The organism is bacterium (assembly GCA_035454885.1).
GTDB lineage: Bacteria > UBA10199 > UBA10199 > JACPAL01.
On the sequence record DATIGE010000006.1, the window covers coordinates 17908 to 34271 of the forward strand.

The window sequence follows — 16364 nt, forward strand, 5'->3', positions numbered from 1 at the left end:
TATGAAAACATGGCGCAAGAAACGAATCGCGCCGCTGGCCGCGCTCCTTCTCTTGACGGCGGCGGGTTGCGGATCTGAGACACCGGGTTCCGCAGGGACTCCCAATCCCTCCTCGAGCAACACGATGCTGGTCTTGGACCCTTGGGAACCCGTCGGCGGGCTGGACGGCGGCGCCCTCAATGCCCTCGCCTGGCAGGAAAACCGGCTCGTTGTTTTGGGCGAGTCGGGCGTCTTCGAATGGATGGAAGGCTCCGGATTCTCCTTACTGCCGGACGCGCCTGCCTTGAGCGACTTCGGCCTTTCCGAAGTACCGTCGCCCTTCGTGGGCCCCGAGTTCGAGTCCCTGTTCGACGCGGATCCTCCCCTTTTCGCCGTCGCCGGCGGCGAGCTCTTCCGGTTCGACGGCGCGCGATGGATCGACTCGGGGCAAGAGGCCCAATCGCTGGCGGCCTTGAACGGAATGACCTTTCTGCGGCGCCAGGGTCAGATTCTGGAGAGCGGCGACGGCCTCGCTTGGGCCCTCAGGACGACCATCCCATCCGAGACGGGCGACGGCATTTGCTGTCTCAGCCGCCCGGCGGCCGATCCCGTTCGAAACCGTCTCTACCTCTTCAATAGCGTCGGTGTCTTCGCGTATGGGCTGATGGACGGTCTGTGGTCGGCGATGGACGCGGGCGACGACCTGTTTCAAGGCCCCTTGACCCAGCTCCGCATGATCTTCGTCGACCCGTCCAACGGCGATGTGTACGTGGGCACACTCTTCGACCTCTATGTCTCGACCGACGGCCAGTCGTGGAGCCCTCCCCTCTTCAAGCAACAGACCGGCATCTGGGGGACGGCCGTTTCCGCGATGACCCGGGACGCCGCAAGCGGAACGCTCTACGTGGCGACGAGCCGGGGAGTTTTTTCCCGGCAAGGGAACGGCGCTTGGAGTCCGTTGCCCGCTCTCCAAACAACGCCGAACGATCTGGCTGTCCGGGACGGCGTCCTCTGGGCCGCCACGTCGGAAGGACTCTCGTCCTTTGAGGCCGGATCGGGTTGGACTCCCCGGGAGCCGTCCGGCTTGCGGACCAAGAACATCAGGGCCATGGAGTTCAGCGGCGGTTTCGTCTTCGCACAATCCGATGAAATCCTGCACGGCACGCTGCCGGGCAGCGACGACGTGGGCGCGGACTTCCACGCCGTCTACAAGCAGGTGGCGCCGGACTCCTGGGTGCAGGAAAAGCGCCTCGCCGGGATCATGGAATCGACGCCCTCCTTTGACGCAGCCTTGGGCCAGACGGTCTTTGCGCGGATGACCGTCGACTCCAAGAACCTCCGGGTCGCCGCCACGCCCGAGGGGATCCTCTTCTCCCTGGACAAAGGACCCTGGACGCTTTCGAACGAGGGCCTCCCGACGTTCCGCATCACGTCCTTCGCCTACGACCCGGCGACCGAAACTCTCTACGCCGGGACTTACGGCCACGGCGTCTTCCGGCTCCCATTAGTTTCAATCGGAAGCCGCTAGACTCATCGGGGACGGCAGGAGGCCGAGGCCGCAGCGGAGGCGTCCTCGACCGCCATGTTCGCCGAACATAAAAAGTTTCCGCCCTCGCGGCCTTTGATCCTGGCCACGGCGCGATGGCCGGAAGGGCCGTGCGAAAAGGTAACGTCGTAATCGCCCGGCGGAAGGCGTCTTGAGGCGATCGGCGTCTCCACCCCGGAGAATTGGCCGGGAACGCTCACCTCGGCGTAAGGATCCGCGACAAAACGCACTTGAACGTCTTTGATCTCGGGGAGGGTCAGCGTCAGCTTTTCCTCCGCCTTGTCGCTTGAAAAAGTCACGCGCCGTGAGACGGACCGGAACCCCTTCTTGGACGCCATAATCTCCACGGGCGCTCCGAACGGAATCTCGGGCAGCGAGAAGGCGCCGGTCATCGCAATCTTGCGATCACCGAACTTGACCTCGACCGCCGCATCCGGCGGCGCCGTCTCGACGAAAAGCGTGCCTTGCGTCCGGACGGACGAAGCGGCCGCGACGGGCACTGCAACGACCGGCCATGTCTCGGGGGCGGCGACCTCCGGAGGAACAGGAACGGCCTTGAAGGGATCCGCCGCCAGCAAAAATACGACGGCAGCGGCTCCAACGGCGGCGGCGGCTCCGCTGAAGACATACAGCTTCTTCCGCCGCCGCGGCAGCGCTTCCTCCGCGAGTGTCCGAAGGGTTCCCTCTCCGGTCAGGATCTGCGAGGTCGGCTGAGGATCCCAGTCCTCGGCTTGCCGCCGGATCTCGCCGGCCTTACGGAGCTGGGGTAAATCGAGGACCCCCAAAAACTCGGCGAACGACTCGCGGTCGCCCATTTCGCCCCGACGCGACATCGCCTCCGTCAAGGCGCGCCGGAACACATTGAGGTCGGCAAAACGCTCGGACGCCTTCGGGGCCAGCATTTTGGTGAAAACGGATCGGAGGTCCGGGTCGCACTCCTTCGGGATGGCAACGGATCCCGTCCGGGCCATCTGCAGAACGCCCACGTCGCTGGAGGCCTCGTAGGCCGGCGCCCCGAAAAGGCATTCATAGAAAACGAGCCCGAGTGAGAACAGGTCCGAACGCCCATCCAAAGCCCGTCCTTCGGCCTGTTCGGGGCTCATGTAGCGGAACTTACCCTTGATGAGACCGACCTGCGTCTGCCCCGACTGGAGCGCCGACTTGGCGATGCCGAAATCCGAGAGCTTCACGTCTCCCTGCGCCGAAATGAGGATATTCGAAGGCGAGACGTCGCGGTGAACGATCTTAAGCGGCCGTCCGGTCTGAGGGTCCTTGCGCTCGTGCGCGTGCGCCAGGGCCTTGGAGACCTCCGCGATCACGTAATTGGCCAGTTTGAGCGGCAATCTCTGCTTCTTCGCGCGGAGGGCGCGGAGAACGTCGCGGAGCTCCGTTCCTTCCACGAACTCCATGACGAGGTAGGGATTCTCCGCTTCGAAGTTCAGGTCGTAGACGTCGACGATGTTGGGGTGCTTGAGATTGACGAGGATGCGCGCCTCATCGGTTAGCGCGCGCTGGTAGTCCTCCTTATCGACGTTGTACGGTGCCAGCAGCTTGATCGCGACGATCTTCTCGAACCCGCTCGCCCCGAATGCCTTGCCGATCCAGACGTCCGCCATGCCGCCGCGGCCGATCAGCTTGACAAGGGCATAGCGTCCCACCCGATGCGCTTCCAAGGATTGACCCCTCTCTCAGGGCGCCAATCTAGAGTGTCTCCGCGAATGTGTAAAGGTTACTCGCCGGGCTCGACTCTTGGTTCGATCACATCATTGAGGGAGCCGTCCAAGACAATGGAATCCGTCTTGCCGAAGTCGAAGAGCACGATGTTTATAAAATTCAGTTCAATCGGCTCTCCCCCGGTCCAACCCAACCGGACGGCCTCGACGAAGCCTTCCGCGCCTTGATTCCAACTGGAGTAGGCGCGGCCGGAATCATCGCGAACGTCGATGGAGAGGACCTCGTCGGTACTGAAATACGTTCCGCCCACCGTGGGACCAAATCCGAGCATTTGCCCCTCTTTCCAACTGAAGACGGTAATGCCATTTTCCTCGACGGAAAGCGGGAGCCTTAGAGTGATGCGGACCCCGTCCTCCTGGCCGGTCAATTCAACAATCGAGCTGACAACGGTTCGAGAGATACCCGGCACCACCGAATAGGTTAGTTCCTCGGACGGCAAGGCGACACTTGAGAACTCATGGCTCACGCCGTTCAGGGTGAGACTCGCCTCGTTCAAGGTCGTCTTCTCCTCTGGGATCGGCGATGGGATGCTCACATCGGACACTTTCGTACCGCCGTCGCATCCGGCGAATCCCAAAGATGCGATCGTCATGGCGCTCAAGATTATTTTTTCAACTCTCATAGATCCCCCCGTGGTTTTGAGAGGATCTTCAGCAAGGGCTATGCCAAGATGGAAATCAATGTGAGCTGATCGAATGCTGAATTAAATCCACAAGTTGTTGGAGTGGTCCTCCAGGTCTTGAATTTAATAGGCCGTATACTAACTGGAGGTGTTAAGAGCAGACAGGTGACAGTTTACTTCGCGCTGGCGTCAACGCCGGTCTTCTTACCCGTCTCGACGTCGTAGCGCGTGCACGGGCCCAGGCAATAGACGAAGGAAGCCTCGTCCTTTGAAAATCCGGCCACCTTGAAGACCGTCGTGTTCTCCGGATGCACGTAGCCCAAGAGGACATTCTCCACCAGGCGTCTCGGGGCTTGACCGCGGGAAACGACCCAGACGTCCCCTACGACGCTGTCTTCGCTGCCGGCCAGCGGGAAACCGTAGACGGCAACCTCCCGGCCGCTCCATTCCTCCCGCGGCAGGACCGTGATCTCCAGAATCTTGGAACCGGGGACAGAGCGCGCGATCTTTTCCGCCTCTTTGCGGTCAGGAGAATATCCGGACAGGACGATCTCCCCTTCGCCGGCGTACGTCACCCTGTCGAATTTCCAGAGAAGGGAGGACGCCTTGGGATTTTTCTTGGCAATCTCCTCGAACTCATAGGGCAGGATCTCAGGCCTGCGTTCCATCTCGACGCCATAAAGGACGAGCGGCGGGATTCTTGCCGTTTCGGCCGCTTGGGTGGATAACGAACCGGCGAAAGGCCAAATTGCGGCCCCTAAGGCCAATAGACAGGACCATTTTAGGTTTTTCATGAGTCGCCCCTTTTTCTCCGCTTTATTTCGAGAGAGCCTCCAGCGCCTCGACGAAGTTATCGTTCCTGCCGACTGTTTGCGCTCCCGCCGTACCGATAAAACCGGCGATGCTCAGACCCGTCCCGGGCGCCCGTCCCGGCGCGACCAGCGTCACGGTCACCTGGCTTTGTTCGCCGGTCTGAAAGTCGCGCACCGTAAAGAGGTGCTCGCCGATCGGAAGGACTGCCGGTTTGAACTGGAAGGTCGCATCCGCGGACGACGGCGAAACCAAGTCGGCGCTGGTAATCAAATCGGTCAATATGGATTCCTCGCCATTGAAGGTGTCGATGATCTGCACCGCGCCCACCGGCTCTCCGTAACCGTCGAAGGTCAGACGTGTTTGTGTCACCACATTGCCATTGGAGATGTTCGCCACAAACGGAACCGCCAGCAGGGAAATTTCCACCAAGGCGATCTTTCCGCCCTTGATCTCGATCCCCGTCAACTCCCGCCGACAAATCACCTGGCCGCGGTTGTTCTTGGCCTCGATCAGCAGTGTGCGATTTTCTCCCTTGGGGATCTCCTCCACAGGGGCCGAAGCCGTCTTGCCGTCCAGTGTGACCGTGATGGGTTCAAAATCGTCGCCTGAAATGGTAATCTCATATGACTCGATCTTCAGCACCTCGGGAACGGCGCCCGAAAGATCCTTTCCCTGGGGACAATACGCGTCCTCGAGCGAGAGGGAGGTCTGAAGTTTTTTCCCTCCACAGGCGGCGAGAAGCGCCATACAGGCCATGACCGTGACGCCAACAAGGATTTTGACCTTTCTCATGCCCCACCTCCCGGTTGATTGGGATCCGTTCCATGGACATACTCATAGACATTGGTCTGAGCGTCGCCGTCGTTGTCGAGGTTTGTATCGAAGTCGGACGGCTTGAACGTGATGGTCGCGAAGGGCGCGCCTTTCGGAATCGTCACGTCGCGCGCGGCTTTAGCCAGCAGGATAGACTCGCTGCCTTCGACTGGCCCCAAGATTTCCACCACCGCCACGAATTGCTCCTCCCCCACATCGAGCAATTCGCCCGTCCATACGTCGTTGGCCTCGTCCTGGGTCAAGGGTACGGGACCCTGCAGAGCGGCATCGGTCAAGGGGTCGATCAGGGTCATCTCCACCTGATAGTTTTCGAGGGACAGAAGTTCGAACGGAACCGCGATGCTCACATTGATCCCCGTTCGGCTCGGACCACCACACCCCCAAACCCCCGAAACCACCGCCTGTACGGCCCAGGCCAGCGCGAAAAGAAAGGCGTAGATTGTCCTATTCCTCAGGATCATTTCCCTTCCTCCTTCTTGGATTCCTCCTCACTCCCGGTCAGCGTCAGGATGACGTCAACCCGGCGATTGGGCTCAAGATCCTTGCGGCCGTATCCTTGGACCACGGGGTCGCGTTCGCCTTTGGACGTCATCGTAATGCGGTGGGCATCGGCACCCTGATCTCTGAGGTACACGCGCACCGAACGGGCCCGGTCTTCCGCCAAGGCTTCGTTGTAGTAGGATTCGCCGATGGGGTCGGCGTGACCTTCAAGAATCGCCACTGCCTTCTCATCGCCCTTCATCCTGCCGGCGACGTCGTCCAGGACCGCGTGGGCGTCCCCGCGGACCTCGGACTTGTCGAAGTCGAAATAGACGGCCTGTTTCCACGTGTAGGTCGGCTGCGGCCCCCTCCGCTTGGAGACGGTCCGTCCGCTCGCGCAACCGGCACCGATTGCCAAGGACAGAACCAACGCCGTCGTCTTGAATGTCGCTGCCCGCATAAGAGATCTCCTCAAGGTTAAAAACCGATCAATATTCCGCCGGCCGCCGCCCCCGGTGCGAGAACCGCCGCCAACGCCCCTCCGGTGCCCGCTGCGGCCCCGGCCAGGATCCAAAAGAGCGGCCTCTTATAGAACGGCTTCTTTCGGACCTCGTGCAGCTTCACGCTTCCCACACTCTGGTCCGCATACTTCGGCGGGTCCTTCAGGACGTCCGTGCGAAGCTCCTGATTCACCGCGCCGACCATGCCGGCGACGCTCCCTCCCCGGTCGGCGGAAGAAAGGGCCACTTGGTGTTGGCGCTGAACGCTGCCCAGTCCCGTGTCGCCGATGCGGTAGACGAGCGAGTCGACGCCGCTCGAATTCTTGTCCGAGACGAGCACGATCCGGTCGACGCCCAGGTGATAACCGAGCGTCGATATCAGGCGCGAGATCTCCAAATCGGTTTTATAAAGGGAGGGCCGGATCGTGACCGAGAGCGAGTCAGCCTCACTTCCCGCCACGCCAGTGCGAGTCAAATGCGCGCTCACCTCGGCCGTCTCGCCGGCCTTCAGGTTCACCTGCTGTAGAAATGGAGCGTGGTGGACTGTTTTGACCTCGACCACGTGAAGGCCCGCGGGAAGGTCCCGAAGCGTCGTCGGTGCGATGCCCTGGTGGACCCCGTTCAAGAACACCTCGCTGCCCAGCGGACTTGCGACCACTTTGACCGACGCCGAGTTCTCGTTGGATACGCGCTCGCGGGCATCGTCCAACGCCTTCCTCTCCCAGTTGCTGTAAAGGTTTGCATCCAACGTCATGCGGGGATTCAAGTGAACCAGCCGGTCATACTCACGCGCCACGCCTTCTTTTCGGCCTTTCGCATGGTGGACCTTCGCGCGCAGGAGGTGGATCTGGTACAAACCCTCGTTGCTCCCCCCCAACGCAACGGCGGCGCCAATCTTCTGCTCCGTCGCCGCAAGAAGCTTCTCCGCCTGGGGGTAATTTCCTGCGAGCAGGGATTGTCGCGCCTCTGTGAGCGAGCGCTGGACGGAATTGCCCTCGGTCGTGGCATTCACGTATTTCAGGTAGTAACGAAGGATCTCCTCCGTCTCCGCCTCCTCCATGACACGCATGCCTTTGGTCTTCTTCAGCTCTCCGCGAAGGTTTCGCATCAGATCGTCCAGGGAGCGGGTACGCATCTCCGCGAAGGGAACCAGGGCGACGGTGAACGGGGCCGACGGCGACTTGCGGATCGTCGAATGTGAGAGGTCATAGGCTTCAAGACCCGACGGCCACAAAGTGATCTGCGAGAGCATCGCGATGATGACAACGGAAGACCGAAATAATGTTTTCCATTCCATAGCAGGGTTCATTTTTCACGCCGCCTAACGTTCGGCTGCTGTTTTCGCCGCTGTTTATGCCGCTTTTCTCAATCCATTCAACGAAATATGTTTTCTGCCCGCCGCCCTTTGTGGACAAATCTTTATCCGCCACTCCGAAACAGTCTGGCCTTCGCGAGGTACCTTTCATCCTTCAAGAGCCGCCCTAAGGACTCGTTGCAGGAGCTGCATGTCGGACGGATCCTGAGCGCCCTCTCGTAAGCGCGAATAGCAATCTTCGGCTTACCCGCCGCTTCGAAGGCCTGTGCCATGCGCACCAACTCTTCGACAATTTGGTGTTCTCTTTTGGAACATCCCCGATCCAGAGATTTGAGAATTCGGATCACCTCCATCGGAATGTCCGCCTCGTGCGTCAGGACAAGATAGTTCTCCAAATGCTCCGTTGCATGGCGCGCATCCTTCACCTTAAAGACCAGGAGCATCCCTAGATCCCGATGTGCCTCGGCGTCGTCGGGGTTCTTATTCAGAGCCGCCTCGTAATCCCGAACAGCGGCGTCGTAGCGGCCCAAACCACACGCTGCGAGGGCGCGCACCTTCAACGCAGCAGCGTCTTCCGGACGATTCTCCAGCCGCTCGTCCAGAATCCGGATCGCGGTTTCGAAGCGCCCCCCATCGATCTCGCGCCGCGCCTGCTCGATGGTGTCGGCGCCAAACACATCCGTGCCGTTCACGATCGCCAAGACCAACAAACCAATGAACCTGTTTGCGTTCACAACGGCCATCTTCATCAATCGACGTGCCAGAAGTTTTCCGTGGGGGTGTTCTCTTTCGCCGCAACATTTCCGCGCACTTATGCGAAGGAACGGCCGACGGTCTCTGTAAATCTTTACAGAGGGCCCGGATCGTGATTGTTCCTGTTTACAGGCAACCAGGCCGCTTCCCGCGGCACGTCGCCCAGGACAACTGGGTAATGGAAGACAGGAGGTCAAGGATGGCCGATCTCATCGTTCTCTATCGTGGGCAACCCCTTCTGCGCGAAGGGCTGGAAACCACTCTGACGATCGGTCGGGCGCGTGACAACGACGTCTGCCTGCTGGACGGCACGGCGCCCTATCATGCCCGCCTCGAACGGGTCGGGGACGAGACCATCCTGACGCCCAAGGACGGACCGGTTTTTTTGAACGGAGAGCGGCTCGTTGGCGCCCGCCCCCTCCGGGACGGCGACCTGTTCGACGTGGGGGGCTATCGCTGCCAGTTTTTCGAAAACACGAGGTCTCTTTTCAACCCCTTGACCCACGAAAAAACGGCGACGGCGACCACGCAATCCACACCCGCGTCCGACCGTCGCGCCTTGCCCACCATCCACTTTCTGACGCCGGAAAAGAAAAAGTTCCGCCGCACGCGGATTCTCATCGGGCGGGCTCCGAGCTCCGACCTTGCGCTCGATAACGTCTTTGTCTCCTCACAACACGCGGAGATTTTTTTTCACGACGGCGAGTACCGGCTGCGCGACCTGCACAGCCGGAACGGCACCTTTCTGAACGATCTGCGCACGACCGAACGCCCTCTGCCGCCTGCCGGCACGATCCGATTGGGACGATTCAGCCTTCCCTACCAGATCGACGGCCCGCCCAAGGGGGCGGCGAACGGAGACGCCCCCGGCGTGACGCTTTCCGGAATCCGCCCGGGCGAGGCCGAGCGCCTGCTCGTCGGCTCCTCAAAGGCCTTTCAAAGCCTTATTGAGCGGCTGAAGAAGATCGCACCCGGGAACGACTCCGTCCTTCTCCTGGGCGAGACGGGAACGGGCAAGGACTTGATCGCACAGTTCCTTCACTCGGAGAACCCTAGGCGCCGGACCGGCCCATTTGTCGCGGTCAATTGCGCCGCGATCCCGCAGACGCTCGCAGAGAGTCAGCTCTTCGGGCACGTGCGCGGGTCCTTCTCCGGGGCCGTGGGCGATCATCGCGGTTATTTCCAGGAAGCCCACAAGGGCACTTTGTTTCTGGACGAGGTCGGTGATCTGCCCCTAGAGACACAGGCCCGGCTCCTCCGTGTCATCGAGGACGGCTACGTCCGCCCGGTGGGCGGCAATCGGGACATCGCCTTGGACGTCCGCCTCGTCTTCGCAACCAATCGCAACCTCGACAAGTCACGCGGCGACGGCAAGTTCCGCGAAGATCTCTTTCAGCGCTTTCAGTGGGTCCTGAAGATCCCGCCCCTGCGCGAACGGCGGGAAGACATCCCCCATCTCGTGCGCTACTTCCTGATGCGGCACGCGCCCACGCCCGTCGGCTTCACCGAGGAGACGCTCGCCGTTCTGCAGCGCCTGCCCTGGCCGGGCAACATCCGCGAACTCAACCGGGCCGTCCGCCGCGCCATCACGAACGCCTTGAGCCACGGGTCGGACGTCGCTTCATTGGAGGATTTTGAGCTGGAGGGAGGTCCGGTCAGGGTCTCCCACGACGGCTCCAAGGTTTCCGAGATCCGCCAGGAAAAACGCAGGGTGCTGAAGGAGACGCTCGCATCCCTGAACGGCAACATCAGTCACGCCGCCCAGGCCCTCGGCGTTTCGCGCGTAACGATTCACAAGTGGATCGACGAAGACGGGATCGACCCCGGTGAATTCAGATAGAGGGGGCCTCGGCCGGGGCGAGCGGCAGTTCAATCAGATCGACGGGGGAATGCAGGAGGAAGTGCTCCGCCTCGGCCCTGGTGATATGCCACTCGCCCTGCTCGCCGCGCACCGGAGGAAGATGAGGGAAATGAGAACGATAGGCCCTCAAAACCGGCGGACGGATATCGCGGAGTATGGGAGCCGCATCGTTCAAATGGCCCGCCCTCTTCATATAGATGAGGCGCGCCAGGGTGAGGACGGCCCCGACGCCCTGTAAGGCGGTCATGCGGTTGCGGTCGAACTTGACGTCCCGGCAACACAGCATGGTCTTTTCCTCCCGGTCATCGTGCAAAGCCGCAATCGCCATGGCCCGCACTTCGCCGCCCCATCCGCGCATGAGAAAGACCATCGGCTCCATCGTGTCCATGACCTTGAGGAGTTCGAATTCCTTCAATTCGCGTTTCATCGATCGGAAGGTCGCCAAGGATTCCGCCTCCTCGTAGGAGACCTTCTCGATGATGACGGGAAAAGGTTCCTGCCGTATCCCGCGCCTGAGGATGGCCTGGAGCGGATGAAAATCGGGCGCAACCCCCGGCTGAAACCGGATCACCTGGCCCAGAATCGCACCGATGCGCTGCCGGAAGGCGTCCGCACTCCACAGGCCCGCTGCGAGGGCCGGCGCCTCCCCCCCCCGAACGGCGGTCATGTAGCGATAGGCCTGATTCAGCGACACTTCGAGGGTCTGGCTGAAATCATGTGAAATTCCGGCCAGATGACTGGTCCCTTGAAGGATCTCCAACTGCGAGAGGACCCTCAGGTGAAAGACGGTGAGCTGGGCGGGATTCAACGACATGGATGGATTATCGGAAAAAATTTATCCAAGTTGCGTCCCCCACGGAAGGACGTCTTGCGTTTTGGCTTCGGTCCGCTTATCAGGAAACTCCATGACCCAGTCCGCCAGCCAGAACGGCCCCGAGTCGTCCATTGCCGTGTTCATCGATTTTGAGAACTTCGCGCTCGGCTTCGAGCGCTCGCGGAAGAAGTTCGAGATCCACAAGGTCCTCGAGCGCCTGCTCGAGAAGGGCAAGATCATCGTCAAGCGGGCCTACTCCGACTGGACGCGCTACGGGGACTACAAGACGCAGTTGCACGAAGCGGCGATCGAGCTGATCGAGGTCCCCAAGCGCGGCGCGGCCGGAAAGAATTCGGCCGACATCCGCATGTGCGTCGACGCCATCGACATGGCCCACTCCAAGGGCCACATCGACACCTTCGCAATCTTGACCGGAGACAGCGACTTCTCGCCGCTCGTCTCCAAACTCAAGGAAAACGGCAAACGTGTCATCGGGATCGGCATGAAGGATTCGACCTCGGCGCTACTCGTCGACAACTGCGACGAGTTCATTTATTACGAAGACCTGGAACGTTCGGCGACGACCTCGGCGCCGGAGATCAAGGAATCCCTCCCCAAGCTGAAGAAGGAGGCGTTCCAGCTGGTCGTCGACACGATCCTCGCCCTCAAGCGCGAAAACCGCGACACGCTTTACTCGTCGATGATCAAGGACACCCTCAAACGCAAGAAGCCCCAGTTCAACGAGTCGTACCACGGCTACCGGACCTGGCAGGACCTGCTCGAGGACATGGAGCGCAACGGCGTCCTTCAGCTGACGATGGATCCCCGGAGCGGCACCTACGTGGTGACCGGGTTCGGGAAGAAGAAGTAATCTGTCCCCCAAAAAAGTTCTGGCAACATCGGCCCCGCCGGACCGATAAAGCCCGGCGATGCTGATCGAGCCCTTCCTGCAAAACCACATCCTGTCCCTGCAGACTCTTGCCACCGGCACGGCGACGCATCTCCGGGACGTTCAGACGGTGACCGGCTATTACCGGGCGGGGCTCGAGGCCGCCGGGCTTCCGACTCGGCCTCTGGACGAGATGTGCGAGCTGATGGCACCGGCGCGCGACGAGGTTGTGCCCGAACGGATCGCCGCCCAGGCGGTGATCGCCGTCTTGAGTCGCCACGGCCTTTTTCCCGGCCTGGGAGAATCCCTCCCCGATTTTTTCGGGCGTCTCCTGCCGTTGCGAGAATCTCTACGGAACCCGGCTCGCTTCGTCGGATCCCCCGGCTCGGTCGCGCGGCTCTTTCTCAAGCCATGCGAGTTCCTGAAGATCTCCTCGCGGAACCTCGGCGGATTCCCCACCTACGACAAAATCCATCGGATCTCGACAACCGGAAACTCCATGGTCTATCGCGCGGAGGATGAACTGGACGGCCACCCCGTCGCCCTCAAGGTCTACACGTCGCCGGACCGCGACAGTTCCCTCCCCCTGTGGATCGTCCTGAACGAGATCCGCTTCCAGGCGAACCCATCCTCGGACGGCGTGGTCCAGGCCTACGGCACCGGGCGGATCCCCATGGGAGCCCCCTTCGTCAGCTTCGAATGGATGCCGTCGGAGGACTTGAGGGGGATCGACTCTTATTATCATCCCAAGAGAAATCCCATCGCTCTGGAGTCGGCCGTCTCGCTCGCCCGACAGCTGATCGCCCCGCTCGCCGCGATTCATGCCGAGGGAATTGTTCACCGGGACGTCAAGCCGTCGAACTTCGTGATGGACGCCAAGGCCTCCCGGATCAAGCTGACGGATTTCTCGCTGGCGGTGAGGATGGAGGAGGTCCGGCCGGAAACCGCTCCCGTCGGTACGTCGGGTTTCATCCCCCACGAGGCCTACCAGGCCGAATATGTGGATGGTCCGCGCCGCGACGTCTACGCCCTCGGCATGACGATGCTCGATTTCTTCGGCCGCACCCTGCCGGCCCGCCTTCGCTCGCGCGTGGGCCATCAGACGCCGGCGGAACAGTCAACCTTGAAGGAATTGCGCCGGATCGTCGGGCGCGCGATCGACGGGAAACCGCACCGGCGTTACGCCGACGCGGTCGCGATGATCGGGGACTTTGACCGGCTGTGAACCGCGGGACGCCGCGCGAATCCCCTCAAGGAAGGAACGACGCCGCCACCTCGTCGGTGAAGAGAAGGCCGTCGGGGGTCAGCGACCAGCCGGAACCGGCGCCTTGGAGGTGGCCCCTTTCCTTCCAGCGGGCGATCACCCCGGAAAAGACGTCCTCCACGCGGACGCCGAACGAGGAAGCGAAGGCTTGGCCGTCAATCCCCTCGCGCGTCCTCAGTCCCAGCATGCAGAATTCGCCCATCGCCGTCCGGCGGTCGATGCGGTCCTCGAAGTCGAGCATCTCCCGTTCGAGATATTTTTTCAGGTTTCGGACGTTGTGGCGCCTGACGCCGTAAACGGAATCCTCCTTTGATCGGACAAAACCGGCGGCTCCCGCCCCGAACCCGAGATAGTCCCCGTAACGCCAGTAGTTCCGGTTATGGACGCACTCGAATCCGGGCCTCGCGAAGTTGGAAATCTCATACGCCGGCAACCCCGCGGCCGCGAGCGACTCGCGGGTCCACGTGAGCATGCGGAGGCCGTCATCCTCCGGCGGGAGCAAGAGCCGGTTTTGACGGTGGAGCGTCTCGAACGGCGTGTTCGCCTCGATCGTCAGGTGATACGCGGAGAGGTGATCCGTGCCGAGACCGACGGCCGTCTCGAGGTCGTTCTCCCAATCCGCGAACGTCTGCCCGGGCAGCGCGAAGATCAGGTCGCAGCTCACGTTCTCGAATCCCGCCGCGCGCGCGTCATGAACCGTCCGGCGTGCGTCATTTCCATCATGAATCCGTCCCAGAGTTTTGAGAAAACGGTCTTGGAACGACTGCACCCCAATGGAGATCCGATTGAAGCCCATCTCGCGGAAGGCTCTTAATTTTTCCAACGATACTGTTTTCGGGTTCGCCTCCAGCGTGATCTCCGTTTGACGCGACCAGGAAAAATGACGCGCCAGGGCATCAAGAATCTCTTCAAGCAAAACCGGGGCCAAGAGCGACGGCGTGCCTCCGCCGAAGAAGATCGAGCGGACGGGCCGGCCGCAAAATTCACCTGATCTTTCGTGGATTTCCCGGATCAAGGCGCCGGCGTACTCCTCCTGAAGGTCGAAGTCCTCGAACCCCCTCGGGACCGAGAAGAAGTCGCAGTAGCCGCACTTCACCTCGCAGAACGGAATATGAAGATAGACTGAAAACCCCATCTTGCCTCTTGATAACTCGCGCCCGTTGCACTAAACAAGACTTCAGAAATCAAACTCTTATGTCCATCGCCGACACACTCAAGGATCTGATCCTCGTCAACAGCCCCCAGTATGAAGCGGGGGACAAAAAGGCCAAGGTCGTCGCCATCTGCTCGCAGAAGGGCGGCGTCGGCAAGACGACGACGGCCGTGAACCTGGGCTCGTCCCTCGCCTACTACCATGGCAAACACGTGCTCGTGATCGATCTCGATCCGCAGGGGCACGTCGAAAAGTCTCTCGGCGCGATCGTCAGCGACGGCATCGAGTACACGCCGCTCTCCAAGGTCCTCGAGGCCCGCACAGGCAACTTGCTCGATGCGGTCGTCAAGACCGACCTGGAAAATTTTCACCTGACCCCGGGCGATAAGGCGCTGGTCCAGACGGAATCGGTTCTGGCCTCGCGCATCGGCAAGGAATTCATCCTCAAGAGGACCATTGAAACCGCCAAGACGCACTACGACATTATCCTCATCGACTGCCCGCCTTCGCTCGGGAACCTGACGCTCAATGCCCTGGTAGCGGCCGATTCCGTGCTCATCCCGTGCGAAATGAGTGTTCTCGCCTTCGAGGGCGTGACCGACCTGCTTGAGACGCTTCGTGAAGTCACCGAGCGGCTCAATTCCAATCTGGACGTTCTGGGGGTCCTCTTCACGCGGGTCGACGGCCGGAACCTCACGATGAACCAGCTCATCTTGGACAACATGAAGCGGTTCTTCAACGGCAAGATCCTCAAGACCAACGTCACGATCAACACGGCCTTGAACAAAGCCCAACTTGAAGGGAAGCCCGTCTTCAGCTTCGCGCCCGCATCGAGCGGGGCGTCCAACTACCATTCGCTCGCGGACGAAGTGGTCCACCGCCTCAAGAATTCCAACAACTGATCAAAGGATTTCCAGCGAGAGATCGACGGCCCGGGCCGAGTGCGTGAGGGCTCCGACGGAGATGAAATCGACGCCCGTGGCGGCGTAATCGCGCACGTTCTCGAGGGTGATTCCACCCGATGCTTCGATCTTGGCCCTGCCGCCGACCTTTTGAACGGCCTTCTTCAGCTCCTCGACGGAGAAATTATCCATCATCAGGATGTCGGCCCCGGCCGAGAGAGCCTCGTCAATCTGGTCCAACCGTTGAACCTCCGCCTCGACGGGCACGCGGTTCGTGTTGTGCGCCTTCGCGCGTTTGACCGCCTCGGCGATCGAGATCCCCGTGAGGTGATTGTCCTTGATCAGGTAGCGGTCGTAGAGGCCGAGGCGATGGTTCTTTCCGCCCCCGGCGCGAACGGCCATCTTTTCGAGGGCACGAAAGCCGGGCAGGGTCTTGCGGGTGTCCAGAATTTGCGCGCCCGTTCCCTTCACCTTCTCGACAAACTGGGCCGTCAGCGTCGCCACGCCGGAGAGATGTTGGAGGAAATTGAGCGCGGTGCGTTCGGCGCGGAGCAGGTTCTTGAAACGCCCGGAAACTTTTGCAACCCGGGAGCCTTTGGCGACGCGAGCGCCGTCTTCGAAGTAACGCTCCCACTGCAAGTGGTGGTCGACGGTGAGAAAGACGCGTCGCGCAATCTCGAGGCCCGCGATCACCAGGTCTTCCTTGGCGACGATAACGCCGGACTTCTCGACCGCCTCATCGCCGAAGAGGGCGTCCGCGGTGATGTCGCCCGACCCGATGTCCTCCTGGAGGGCGATCTCGATCAGCATTTGGATGCGGTCGGGCATGGTTCCACTCTTTCACTATTTGATAGCAATTGCTAGACTTTTCTAGCTGATATGTCTATCCTTAGCCTCGGAGGTAT

Annotated in this window: 16 protein-coding genes; 5 read left to right on the plus strand and 11 right to left on the minus strand. The window is 61.1% G+C overall.

Going from position 1 to position 16364, the window contains the following annotated elements:
• The first annotated feature begins 1 nt into the window (after position 1).
• Complete coding sequence (locus tag VLJ37_01640) at positions 2-1507, plus strand: hypothetical protein (GenBank protein ID HSA58371.1); 1506 nt, start codon at positions 2-4, stop codon at positions 1505-1507.
• Between the two features lie 2 nt (positions 1508-1509).
• On the opposite strand, the gene VLJ37_01645 is transcribed toward VLJ37_01640, so the two are convergent.
• The 8 genes from VLJ37_01645 to VLJ37_01680 form a co-directional block, all read right to left on the minus strand.
• Positions 1510-3198, minus strand: coding sequence for a serine/threonine-protein kinase (locus tag VLJ37_01645; protein ID HSA58372.1), 1689 nt, complete (start codon positions 3196-3198; stop codon positions 1510-1512).
• A gap of 56 nt (positions 3199-3254) precedes the next feature.
• Positions 3255-3851, minus strand: coding sequence for a hypothetical protein (locus tag VLJ37_01650; protein ID HSA58373.1), 597 nt, complete (start codon positions 3849-3851; stop codon positions 3255-3257).
• Between the two features lie 203 nt (positions 3852-4054).
• On the minus strand, positions 4055-4675 hold the full coding sequence (locus tag VLJ37_01655; protein HSA58374.1) for a hypothetical protein: 621 nt from the start codon (positions 4673-4675) through the stop codon (positions 4055-4057).
• A gap of 22 nt (positions 4676-4697) precedes the next feature.
• Positions 4698-5486, minus strand: coding sequence for a hypothetical protein (locus VLJ37_01660; GenBank protein ID HSA58375.1), 789 nt, complete (start codon positions 5484-5486; stop codon positions 4698-4700).
• Positions 5483-5989 carry a hypothetical protein gene (locus VLJ37_01665; GenBank protein HSA58376.1) on the minus strand — a complete coding sequence of 169 codons (507 nt, stop codon included), beginning with the start codon at positions 5987-5989 and terminating at the stop codon, positions 5483-5485. Before VLJ37_01665 ends, VLJ37_01660 begins: the two co-directional genes overlap by 4 nt.
• Entirely contained in the window at positions 5986-6468 is a 483-nt protein-coding gene (locus VLJ37_01670; GenBank protein HSA58377.1) for an OmpA family protein, read from the minus strand. Before VLJ37_01670 ends, VLJ37_01665 begins: the two co-directional genes overlap by 4 nt.
• Before the next feature lie 17 nt (positions 6469-6485).
• The gene (locus VLJ37_01675; protein ID HSA58378.1) at positions 6486-7805 is read right to left on the minus strand and encodes a PEGA domain-containing protein; all 1320 of its coding nucleotides are present in this window, start codon (positions 7803-7805) and stop codon (positions 6486-6488) included.
• 122 nt (positions 7806-7927) lie between these two features.
• Complete coding sequence (locus VLJ37_01680; GenBank protein HSA58379.1) at positions 7928-8572, minus strand: tetratricopeptide repeat protein; 645 nt, start codon at positions 8570-8572, stop codon at positions 7928-7930.
• Positions 8573-8775: 203 nt separating this feature from the next.
• Between VLJ37_01680 and VLJ37_01685 the strand changes: the two genes are divergently transcribed.
• Positions 8776-10416, plus strand: coding sequence for a sigma 54-interacting transcriptional regulator (locus VLJ37_01685; protein HSA58380.1), 1641 nt, complete (start codon positions 8776-8778; stop codon positions 10414-10416).
• On the opposite strand, the gene VLJ37_01690 is transcribed toward VLJ37_01685, so the two are convergent.
• Complete coding sequence (locus VLJ37_01690; GenBank protein ID HSA58381.1) at positions 10409-11251, minus strand: hypothetical protein; 843 nt, start codon at positions 11249-11251, stop codon at positions 10409-10411. The genes VLJ37_01685 and VLJ37_01690 overlap by 8 nt on opposite strands.
• Positions 11252-11342: 91 nt before the next feature.
• Here VLJ37_01690 and VLJ37_01695 point away from each other — a divergent pair, with 91 nt between their 5' ends.
• Complete coding sequence (locus tag VLJ37_01695; protein ID HSA58382.1) at positions 11343-12122, plus strand: NYN domain-containing protein; 780 nt, start codon at positions 11343-11345, stop codon at positions 12120-12122.
• 58 nt (positions 12123-12180) lie between these two features.
• Entirely contained in the window at positions 12181-13365 is a 1185-nt protein-coding gene (locus tag VLJ37_01700; protein ID HSA58383.1) for a protein kinase, read from the plus strand.
• A gap of 25 nt (positions 13366-13390) precedes the next feature.
• On the opposite strand, the gene hemW is transcribed toward VLJ37_01700, so the two are convergent.
• Positions 13391-14539 (minus strand): radical SAM family heme chaperone HemW, encoded by a 1149-nt coding sequence (gene hemW, locus VLJ37_01705; GenBank protein ID HSA58384.1) that lies wholly within the window; start codon positions 14537-14539, stop codon positions 13391-13393.
• A 59-nt stretch (positions 14540-14598) separates the two neighbouring features.
• Between hemW and VLJ37_01710 the strand changes: the two genes are divergently transcribed.
• On the plus strand, positions 14599-15459 hold the full coding sequence (locus VLJ37_01710; GenBank protein HSA58385.1) for a ParA family protein: 861 nt from the start codon (positions 14599-14601) through the stop codon (positions 15457-15459).
• Here VLJ37_01710 and nadC read toward each other — a convergent pair whose 3' ends face one another.
• A complete protein-coding gene (gene nadC / locus VLJ37_01715) occupies positions 15460-16287 on the minus strand; it encodes a carboxylating nicotinate-nucleotide diphosphorylase (protein ID HSA58386.1) in 828 nt (275 codons plus the stop codon). It lies immediately after the preceding gene.
• Positions 16288-16364 lie beyond the last annotated feature (77 nt).

Bases quoted from the DNA above. Each gene is read 5' to 3' on its own strand.
- nadC (HSA58386.1), bottom strand. From the start codon at position 16,287: ATGCCCGACCGCATCCAAATGCTGATCGAGATCGCCCTCCAGGAGGAC.
- VLJ37_01680 (HSA58379.1), bottom strand. From the start codon at position 8,572: ATGAAGATGGCCGTTGTGAACGCAAACAGGTTCATTGGTTTGTTGGTC.
- VLJ37_01690 (HSA58381.1), bottom strand. From the start codon at position 11,251: ATGTCGTTGAATCCCGCCCAGCTCACCGTCTTTCACCTGAGGGTCCTC.
- VLJ37_01640 (HSA58371.1), top strand. From the start codon at position 2: ATGAAAACATGGCGCAAGAAACGAATCGCGCCGCTGGCCGCGCTCCTT.
- VLJ37_01695 (HSA58382.1), top strand. From the start codon at position 11,343: ATGACCCAGTCCGCCAGCCAGAACGGCCCCGAGTCGTCCATTGCCGTG.
- VLJ37_01710 (HSA58385.1), top strand. From the start codon at position 14,599: ATGTCCATCGCCGACACACTCAAGGATCTGATCCTCGTCAACAGCCCC.
- VLJ37_01660 (HSA58375.1), bottom strand. From the start codon at position 5,486: ATGAGAAAGGTCAAAATCCTTGTTGGCGTCACGGTCATGGCCTGTATG.
- hemW (HSA58384.1), bottom strand. From the start codon at position 14,539: ATGGGGTTTTCAGTCTATCTTCATATTCCGTTCTGCGAGGTGAAGTGC.
- VLJ37_01650 (HSA58373.1), bottom strand. From the start codon at position 3,851: ATGACGATCGCATCTTTGGGATTCGCCGGATGCGACGGCGGTACGAAA.
- VLJ37_01670 (HSA58377.1), bottom strand. From the start codon at position 6,468: ATGCGGGCAGCGACATTCAAGACGACGGCGTTGGTTCTGTCCTTGGCA.
- VLJ37_01685 (HSA58380.1), top strand. From the start codon at position 8,776: ATGGCCGATCTCATCGTTCTCTATCGTGGGCAACCCCTTCTGCGCGAA.
- VLJ37_01700 (HSA58383.1), top strand. From the start codon at position 12,181: ATGCTGATCGAGCCCTTCCTGCAAAACCACATCCTGTCCCTGCAGACT.
- VLJ37_01655 (HSA58374.1), bottom strand. From the start codon at position 4,675: ATGAAAAACCTAAAATGGTCCTGTCTATTGGCCTTAGGGGCCGCAATT.
- VLJ37_01665 (HSA58376.1), bottom strand. From the start codon at position 5,989: ATGATCCTGAGGAATAGGACAATCTACGCCTTTCTTTTCGCGCTGGCC.
- VLJ37_01675 (HSA58378.1), bottom strand. From the start codon at position 7,805: ATGGAATGGAAAACATTATTTCGGTCTTCCGTTGTCATCATCGCGATG.